12 protein-coding genes are annotated in these 8,361 nt (G+C 30.1%); all 12 read right to left on the reverse strand.

Annotation, left to right across the window (positions count from 1 at the left end; genetic code table 11):
- Nucleotides 1-402: 402 nt before the first annotated feature.
- Nucleotides 403-1,425 (reverse strand): hypothetical protein, encoded by a 1,023-nt coding sequence (locus QRN68_RS16940; protein ID WP_285398087.1) that lies wholly within the window; start codon nucleotides 1,423-1,425, stop codon nucleotides 403-405.
- A gap of 133 nt (nucleotides 1,426-1,558) precedes the next feature.
- Complete coding sequence (locus tag QRN68_RS16945) at nucleotides 1,559-2,152, reverse strand: hypothetical protein (protein WP_285398088.1); 594 nt, start codon at nucleotides 2,150-2,152, stop codon at nucleotides 1,559-1,561.
- 137 nt (nucleotides 2,153-2,289) lie between these two features.
- A complete protein-coding gene (locus QRN68_RS16950; protein WP_285398089.1) occupies nucleotides 2,290-2,532 on the reverse strand; it encodes a hypothetical protein in 243 nt (80 codons plus the stop codon).
- A gap of 53 nt (nucleotides 2,533-2,585) precedes the next feature.
- A complete protein-coding gene (locus QRN68_RS16955) occupies nucleotides 2,586-2,708 on the reverse strand; it encodes a hypothetical protein (RefSeq protein WP_285398090.1) in 123 nt (40 codons plus the stop codon).
- Nucleotides 2,709-2,731: 23 nt separating this feature from the next.
- Nucleotides 2,732-3,475, reverse strand: coding sequence for a DUF1963 domain-containing protein (locus QRN68_RS16960; protein WP_285398091.1), 744 nt, complete (start codon nucleotides 3,473-3,475; stop codon nucleotides 2,732-2,734).
- A gap of 140 nt (nucleotides 3,476-3,615) precedes the next feature.
- Entirely contained in the window at nucleotides 3,616-4,266 is a 651-nt protein-coding gene (locus QRN68_RS16965; RefSeq protein WP_285398092.1) for a hypothetical protein, read from the reverse strand.
- Nucleotides 4,267-4,473: 207 nt separating this feature from the next.
- Nucleotides 4,474-4,941, reverse strand: coding sequence for a hypothetical protein (locus tag QRN68_RS16970; protein WP_285398093.1), 468 nt, complete (start codon nucleotides 4,939-4,941; stop codon nucleotides 4,474-4,476).
- Between the two features lie 16 nt (nucleotides 4,942-4,957).
- The gene (locus tag QRN68_RS16975) at nucleotides 4,958-5,326 is read right to left on the reverse strand and encodes a hypothetical protein (RefSeq protein ID WP_285398094.1); all 369 of its coding nucleotides are present in this window, start codon (nucleotides 5,324-5,326) and stop codon (nucleotides 4,958-4,960) included.
- Between the two features lie 114 nt (nucleotides 5,327-5,440).
- Nucleotides 5,441-5,818 (reverse strand): hypothetical protein, encoded by a 378-nt coding sequence (locus QRN68_RS16980; RefSeq protein ID WP_285398095.1) that lies wholly within the window; start codon nucleotides 5,816-5,818, stop codon nucleotides 5,441-5,443.
- Nucleotides 5,819-5,931: 113 nt separating this feature from the next.
- On the reverse strand, nucleotides 5,932-6,054 hold the full coding sequence (locus QRN68_RS16985) for a hypothetical protein (RefSeq protein ID WP_285398096.1): 123 nt from the start codon (nucleotides 6,052-6,054) through the stop codon (nucleotides 5,932-5,934).
- 119 nt (nucleotides 6,055-6,173) lie between these two features.
- Complete coding sequence (locus tag QRN68_RS16990; RefSeq protein WP_285398097.1) at nucleotides 6,174-6,944, reverse strand: macro domain-containing protein; 771 nt, start codon at nucleotides 6,942-6,944, stop codon at nucleotides 6,174-6,176.
- 567 nt (nucleotides 6,945-7,511) lie between these two features.
- Nucleotides 7,512-8,051 (reverse strand): hypothetical protein, encoded by a 540-nt coding sequence (locus QRN68_RS16995; RefSeq protein ID WP_285398098.1) that lies wholly within the window; start codon nucleotides 8,049-8,051, stop codon nucleotides 7,512-7,514.
- Nucleotides 8,052-8,361 lie beyond the last annotated feature (310 nt).

The following is an 8,361-nucleotide window of genomic DNA, read 5'->3' on the forward strand; positions in this document are numbered from 1 at the left end:
CCGCTTCACTCGCGTTGCTCGCTCCAGGGTCTCATCTGTGACGCTAATCCCCTAGTTGTCGTCCAGTCTCCACTCCAATCAACTAATTAACATGGCATATAATTTTTAAAAATGTCATCCACAACTGTGATAAGCCAAATAGCAACGAAAAACCCTATTATCTCCAATAATAATTCTATTTTTCCCTAATCAACATACCTGAACCTTTTATTATCAAGAGAGAATAATAGTGTTATTTACTTATCTTGAATTATCAGTACTTCTTAACTGTTCAATAACCTCTTCATAGAATTCATGGACAACACTATGCAGATTCTTGGTAGTAATGAAATTTTCCATTATTGTAATCATATTTTCTTTTAGATTACTTGGAATTTCATCTATTCTGCTCTTGATAACCCGTCAGAATACGGCTATAGATTCTTTTTTAGGTGGAATCTTTGGAATCGATAGTATATACTCCCATTTTTTATCGTAATGATCGAATTGCGGTAAGAAAGGCACACACGAAGCTATTACAAATTTAATTTTATTATTTTTAGATTCGATATGACTAATCAAGAAATCATATACGTTTTGCGTTTTAACACCGAATCTATTAGAAATAGTTGTGACTGTTCTTATAATCTCTTCCGAAATTTGGTCATTACCATTATATTTCTGTCCAATTCTTATTAATCTTTCAGTTATAGTTGGATTCGAGAAAAAGGCCTCACTAACGATACCAATCTCCTGTCTTGTCTCTCTTTCTATTTTCTTTATTAAAGATAATGCATTTGTTAATGATGTAGTTTCTAATTCTCCAATAAGCCCTAACATTTCTTCATTATACTTGTCCCATCTCAACTTATCCAAAATATCCATAAACTGGTCAAAGGTATCATCATCTAGCGTTTCATTTTCTTTTCGAAAAATATAATTTTCCATTATCTTAATTATATTTTTTCTTAGATCATTTGGAATTTCATCTATTCTCTGCTCAATAATCGTTCGAAATATGTGTATAGATTTATTTTTTGGTAGAATTTTCGGAATTGATAGTATATACTTCCACTTTTCATTGTAATCATTAAATTGCGGTAAAAAAGGAACGCATGAAGCTATAACAAATTTAATTGCTTTATTTTTAGATTCAATATGGCTAATCAAGAAATCATATAAGTCTTGCGTTTTAACGTCAAATTTCTCAGAAATAGTTGTGACTGTTCTTATAATCACTTCTAATATTTTGTCATCAGCTTGATACTTCTGCCCAATTTTTATTAATCTTTCAGTAATAATTGGATTCGAAAAAAAAGCCACTTTATCAATATATATATCCTGTCGTGACTCTTCTTCTATTTTCGTTAGTAAAGATGCTGCATTTGTCGATGATGTAGTTTCTAATTTCTCCATGATCCCTAACATATCTTCAGCATATTTCATCCTGGACATTTAATATTTCCCTTCCCATAAGTGACTTGTACACACGTTAATTCGTTTACCCTTCTAAATATCCATTTCCAAAAGTGAACCAAAACGCTTTAATATCAAGGCTTCTAGCGTTTTGAGTTTCTTGCTATTGCATAAACTTATTCAATGGCTCAATGACAAAATCATATTCATCTATGCTCTTGGAAAAATCAAAAGCTGGCAAATTGTTCACTCTAAGGAAATAAAATACATATCCACATTCAGAATCCATGTCCGTTTTATCTTTACTATATCCTATAATACTTACTCCATAGTTCCCGATTGGCATTTTCGTATAGTGGCTTATATCTGATTTACTATCAAGGTTTTTTTCATAGTTTAGAAAAAAATCTGCCTCCCAATCAATGGTTATTGCTGATATATCAGAAATGATCACAAGCTCACTCGTTACTGTTAAAGGAAATTGATCTGTTTCGAACTGTATACAGTCAATTTTTGTATAATAATCAATTTTTTTATTTTGATTTATCATAATGCTATAATCCCACTCTGGTATAGGGTATATAGGAATAATAATACCTTTGGTTATAACTTCCTTTCCAATCTCTTCATTACTAACAAAGTAAGCAAGTAAGTCATTTGTTAATATTCCCTTTTCCCTTAAATAGTCTGTTACTGTTAAAGGGTCAAAAATCACCATTCCTGGCATCTCTAAATTAAGTATAAAATTATTTTCCACTGCAGCCTCCCCTTTTATTTTTTTGTTAGTTCTATTTAATTGACTTGTTCATTGCTTTTTGAATTGTTACATTTCTTCTCCCATTCTTGGGATAATCACATATCCTCGCTCTTTAAAACTTGAATATCCATATATGTCTAATCCTGTTGAAAGTATTCAGGATCTTCAATGATTTTCGATAAAAATTCTTCAAGAGAGTTTGCAATCTTCTTTTCGTTATCATAGACAGCATTTTGTTCTCCATCTGTTAATTCAATTGAAAACGGAACTGATTCCCATCCAATAAAGAAAACTAATTTATTTTCTTCGTCATAGTTAGGGTAAGCATCAAAAAAGCCTTGTTTTAATCGAAAATCTCTGATGTATGTTGGACGTAACACACAATTTTCGTCTAGTTCATATTCGCCAATAAAAGACCCATAACCAATCTCCGTTAAAAAAACATTAATTCTTTTGGAAAAACAATGCCTAGTTCATCTTCCACTTGTTCAACTTCACCACTTTTTATTGGGACAAACTGAAAACGAGGATTATCTTTAATAAATGAAAATTGCATTGAACTTGCCTTCTTTCAAATATCTATGTACATTGTGTAAAAAAAACACCTGCATCATTATCATAATTTTTATTTATAAACAAATATCCGACCGAGTCACTAAGGCTAAATATATCTTGAAATCCTTCTGGGAAATCACCGCCATAAATTTGTAGGCAAAATTGATAATCATCTAAACCTATGTTTTCTATTTGTAAAAGAGATGGTTTGTTACCAATTAACGAACCACAATAAATCTCTATATCATCCAAATCTTCTTCATCTAATTCTTCTAAATCTAAATCCAATTCCTCTCCAAAAATGAACTCTTGTGCTGGTATTAAGAAATCTGATTCATTTCGAATATCACTGGCTTCGTGTAATAAAACTTTTGTAAATCCTTTTTTAATGTTCTTTAATTCTTCTTTATCCCCATGAAAAGTAATTAAATCTAAAAAGTAAACATCTTTTTTATATGTTGTAAAAACGGATAGTACATGATCTTGAGGTAAGTTTAAATTTAGAGTTTTATTGAGAAAATCCGTTGGTAGACATAATACAAGTGTTAATTTATCTCCATTTGGATTTAATGGCCAATCAATATTTTCAGGCAAGAAGCTATATCCACCAAGTCGAGGTTTAATGGATTTATTTTCAACATTTTTAAAAATAATTTCAACCGACATTTTTTCGGCACCATCCTTATTTTCTACATTTTTTACACTCGGATTCTTTCCTATTTGATGAAACTCCAGCAATGCTTCTGGGTAATATCTATTCCCTTTCATATAGCAATCGTTTTTATGTAATGAGTTGATTTTCTGACCCTTACTTTTATTCCCAATAAATATTTGGATAAGACCTCTCGATAATCCAAACGGTTCATGCACTTACCCATACAATATGTATTTTTGTCTGTGTTGCCTCTTCATTTTTTCAATCGCATATACTGTACATTATTAGTATTTAAATATTCTATTCGCCCTAATCCTCCTCTCATCCCTATAATAAAATCTCCTTTATACACAACTAGTGAGTTCGGTACAAAATCACTAAATGGAAAATTATTGAATAAAATATTTTTTTTATATGTTTCATCTTCATTAGTTATTGTAAATAAATTTTCACTAGATATTACATATAAGTTTTTATTGTATATATAAAAATCAATGGGACACTCTTTTAAATCCAGACACTCTCTAAAAGAAATACTAGTACCATCGTAAACTAATTTATATAAACCACCTTCATTTAGATACATATGTTCTAAACCTTCTAAAAAATATAGCTCCCCTTTATATTCAAATATTGATTTTACATTGCATTTTTTTAATAATATTTCAGTCGAGTCAGCATATATTACTTTTAATTCTCCTACCCATTCTCCATAATCTGAGCCAATAATTTTCAAATCAAGATATTCATATTGTATACTGTGCTTTTCATGATATTTGGAAATCACTAATTCTTCATTTTTTATTTCAACACAATACTGTTTTGAACTGTTTATTATTTGAAACCATTTACCGCTACCTGCATTGGGAATTTTGGCAGATATAAAATCATTCCATAATGGCATAGTGTTTCTAATACCTCCAATGATGTACAGTTTTTTTATAGGGCTAGTCATTCCCCCATAAACTTAGAAGTGATAGGCCTTTCGAACTCATGTAAAACCGTATGAACCATTCCAAACAAAGCAAGTAGTTTTTCCAGCATATCTCTTCACCATACGATTATCCAAAGAGTCATAGCTGTGCAATTTACAAGATAATTCTGAATTTTATTAATGAAATCTTTCAATATTTTCTAGCAAATAAAAATCCACTAAATTTGCACCATTATATCCCGTTTCCATCAAGACCTGTCGTAGTTGATGCAATAGCTTGAGCCACTCTTTTATAAATAAATCAGTTTTCATCGTAATACTCCGATAGTCATCACGACTATCCCAATTAATGTTAATATCACATTTTTCAATTTTACATATCCATGTTTCGAAAAATGCTTGACTTGGGAAAGTGACTACAAACCGCTCCTCTCTTTTTTTTATTGCCTCAAGCATGTTAATAACATCACTTATGCCTTCAGCTATTTGCGTTCCATAATTAATACTTAATGATATATTATGCCATTTCATTGTAAAATATTGAGTATTAACATACCTATTATCTAGTGCTTCAGATATCGTTGTATCCTCTGGATCACGTATTCCAATCCTAAAATTTGGGTTGATTATGATTTCAAATTCCATTTTACTAACCTCAAAGTTATTTGACTTTTATTTTCCAATCTATAGTGTGTTGCTTGAAATTTAGTGCACTAGCATCATCGTAGGATGTAAAACATAAATTTAATACTTGGAAATATTCAAGCTCTCGAAACTTTGAAAGAGTATTGACAGAAGTATAAAGATGTCTATTTAATGCAATTGCCTTTACTCCGCACAAAGAACTTAGCTTACTCAAGTCTAACATTTCATCTTGACCGTATAGAGAAAATCCATTAATAAAATGCATCTCTATGTCTTCGTTTTGAATTGATTCTTTGCCATCTAAACTGTATTTGTAGTATTTATAAAGGCGGTCATAACATTTTCTTTCATAAATATTCAAAAAAATCTGTTCTTCAGTTAACAAAATCGCTCCTTTATGTACGGACATTTTATTTCTTTCTTACAAGAGAATTTCTTGGGTTTGCAATTTTATTTGCTAAAGGTTTATGACCAAATTTTTGAAGCTACTATAACTTTTCTATTTTAATGAATCTAATAAGCTACAATATTCTTTTCTTTTTGGATTACTTTCATCATTACAAAGACGTTCTAGTAAATAAATCGTATATTCTTTAGGTTTACGTTGTAATGATTTTACTAATATTTCCTCATAACCATTATGATAAAACTTTTCTAAAAAACTACCAAATGGCCCTGGACCACCAAAATCAATATTAGGGCTTCTTTCAACTAATAAGAATATTGGCTCTACAAAATTAAATGCATTACCTAACTCTTCAATCTCATCGATTAGTTCATATGCTGGGTCTATGAATAAATATTTATCCTTTTCCTGATCAGCTAGTTCTATTAATTTTTCTAATTCATAAATATAATCTTCAACCTTCTTTTCCATAAAGTTCTCCTCGTATTGTTTTGATATTTTTTTGATACTTACTTCATCTATATCAAGCAAGTATTTGGAACATGTTAAAATCTTTTTTGCTTATCTCTTTTCTAGGAGATTGTTTATAGCGTCTCTCCCTTAATACGAATCGATTCAAACTGCTCTTCTTCTGCAACACGGACTCCTTCTTCTAAATACCTTGGATCTATTTTAATTACACTGTCATTATAAGTATATTTTCTCATCATGGGCATCCTCTCACTGACATTTTTTCATCCCATTTTCATGGCTCATTTTTCGAATTTTAATATTATGTAATCAGCATATTTCCCGGGGTTGTCCTTACGTTACCCTACTTTAGTTTTTAGAATTCAAAAACACTACATTTTATTTTGTAATAAATCAATTCCTCATTTATTATTTTTTCAATCTCTCTCCAGTCCCCACCTGCTAATCCTGAACCAATTTTAGGCATTTGTATAGATAATCTATTTATCAATGAAAATCTTGCAACTTTTTTTAAACATAAACGAAGTGCATCATAATCAATATACTTTGTACTATCTTTGTAATTCTTCCTTACACCCTTTTGTGCAAGCATTGCAATAAAAATAGGTTTCTGTTGCCCCACACATACAAATTGGACCTCTCCTAACCTAAATGTTTCATTGTCCTTAGACCATTTTAAATATTCTTCCTTTGCAGAAGGGAATTGCTTTGATAGTGAAAGAACAAAACCTTTTCCCCATAATCCTAATAGGTTAACAACATGAATGATTAGTGTATTTCCTTCTAAAGGAAGAGAAGCATCGCCTTTTAGATAGCTTATTTGAGATTTATTAACATCAACTAAAAGTGCCTCCTTCCACTTACTTTCAAATTCTACTCTAGTAATAGGTTCACTATCGCTTAAATCTAAACTATCAATATGGCCATCGTACAGTAAAAATCCAATATTTTCGTTCCAATTGTTCAACGATGAAGAAATATACATATCGTTATTGATTATGTTAATTTGCCTAGTTGCAACCCCATTCTCAAATTCTGTAAATAATTGACCGTTACCTTTTGCAAAATCAATATTATTACATTTGTAGTATATTAGGCTATCCTCGGGTTCTACATACTGTTTCACTGATATTCAGCCCCCTTTTTGAAATATATAAGTCCGTTAATCAATCAATAATAAAAATTCCTAACCTAGGTTCACGGACATTTAAACGTGAAACATCAATTTTCCCCAAAAAAGGATACACCATTTGATGTTTAGTTTTCTTAAATCATCATAAATATCTGTAACTAATTGTCCTACTAAATAATGATCCAATTAAATGGTTCGTTAATTCTATCGAAATTTAAGAATTTTTTAGTTTTACTCCTAGCCTCATCTGGAGTAAGTAATGCGAAATAACTACCATACTGTGTTTCACAAATTTTCAACTCCAATTTTTTCAATTCATCCAATTCGTTCAGCCATTCATCATTAAACCATCTATTGAATCTTTTCCTCCAATTAACCAGATAATTTCTTAATTCTTCAATATCAATTTGAAAAGACTCTGCATTTTTTTCATCAGTATAAAAGTCTATTCATTCCTAAATATATTTGCGGAAAATTCGAACTTTTCATCATTTTAGTCTTCCATATATTCCTTAGGTACTGTCAAAAACTTTCGAAAGATCTAATCTTCCTATGTATTTTTCAAAATAATTGAAAAGGGGATGTTTTTGAAAGTCCTTTTTTAATCTTTTCAATTTCTTCAATGGCTTTTTGTTTCCAATGCTCCTTTAATCTAAAATGTTCGTCATAATAATTTTTGTTATGAAGCTGAGAAATTAAATCTGCTAACTCAAACCACTCTAATATATTTATTGACATATTCAACATGTTTTCAGGACTAAAATCCTCAAGATCATGATCATAAAAAAATATTGCTGGTGGTGACTTAATATCATCTAGATCAATTATCCAAAAATCACCTCTACCAGTTTCGGCGAATATCCAATGACTTTCTTTAAATTCATTAAAATCTTCGTGATACTCTTTATTATATTTTCTTGCTTTTTCATAAGATAAAAAAACGTGATCTGCTTCGATTTTATTATCGGCAAGTTTCTCATATAAGAATAAACAATCTTCCCTCATATACTCACTAATTTTAGGAATTCTATTTCGAAGTTCTAAGCTATCAATTATTTCATCAAAATTTCTTTTCTTTATTATGACAATCACTTCTTTCACAACTAAATTCTTATTATGCGATTAGATTTTCGTATTTCGATTTCAAAAACACTATATACCTCACTAAAGTTGTCTAATTTCAAAACTTCTAGCGGTTTTGGTTTCTCGTGTCAAAAATAACTTTGTCCAGTAATCAAGAAATAGCGTATCTATTTATACAAAACTCTTATTCAGGTGAAATTTTCCTTCTTGTTTTATCTGTTGGATCACTTGGACCCCAAATTCCAAATTTCCATTTAATATCATAATTTTTTAATCCTAAATTGCAATATCAAGTTGAACACTTTTTTCAAAAACATCTCAGAGGTTC

The sequence above is a fragment of the Lysinibacillus sp. fls2-241-R2A-57 genome, assembly GCF_030209535.1.
GTDB lineage: Bacteria > Bacillota > Bacilli > Bacillales_A > Planococcaceae > Lysinibacillus.

Excerpts from the sequence above, each read along its gene's own strand:
- QRN68_RS16970 (WP_285398093.1), bottom strand. The coding sequence starts at position 4,941 with ATGGAATTTGAAATCATAATCAACCCAAATTTTAGGATTGGAATACGT.
- QRN68_RS16960 (WP_285398091.1), bottom strand. The coding sequence starts at position 3,475 with ATGAAAGGGAATAGATATTACCCAGAAGCATTGCTGGAGTTTCATCAA.
- QRN68_RS16965 (WP_285398092.1), bottom strand. The coding sequence starts at position 4,266 with ATGCCATTATGGAATGATTTTATATCTGCCAAAATTCCCAATGCAGGT.
- QRN68_RS16985 (WP_285398096.1), bottom strand. The coding sequence starts at position 6,054 with ATGAGAAAATATACTTATAATGACAGTGTAATTAAAATAGATCCAAGG.
- QRN68_RS16980 (WP_285398095.1), bottom strand. The coding sequence starts at position 5,818 with ATGGAAAAGAAGGTTGAAGATTATATTTATGAATTAGAAAAATTAATA.
- QRN68_RS16940 (WP_285398087.1), bottom strand. The coding sequence starts at position 1,425 with ATGAAATATGCTGAAGATATGTTAGGGATCATGGAGAAATTAGAAACT.
- QRN68_RS16955 (WP_285398090.1), bottom strand. The coding sequence starts at position 2,708 with ATGCAATTTTCATTTATTAAAGATAATCCTCGTTTTCAGTTTGTCCCA.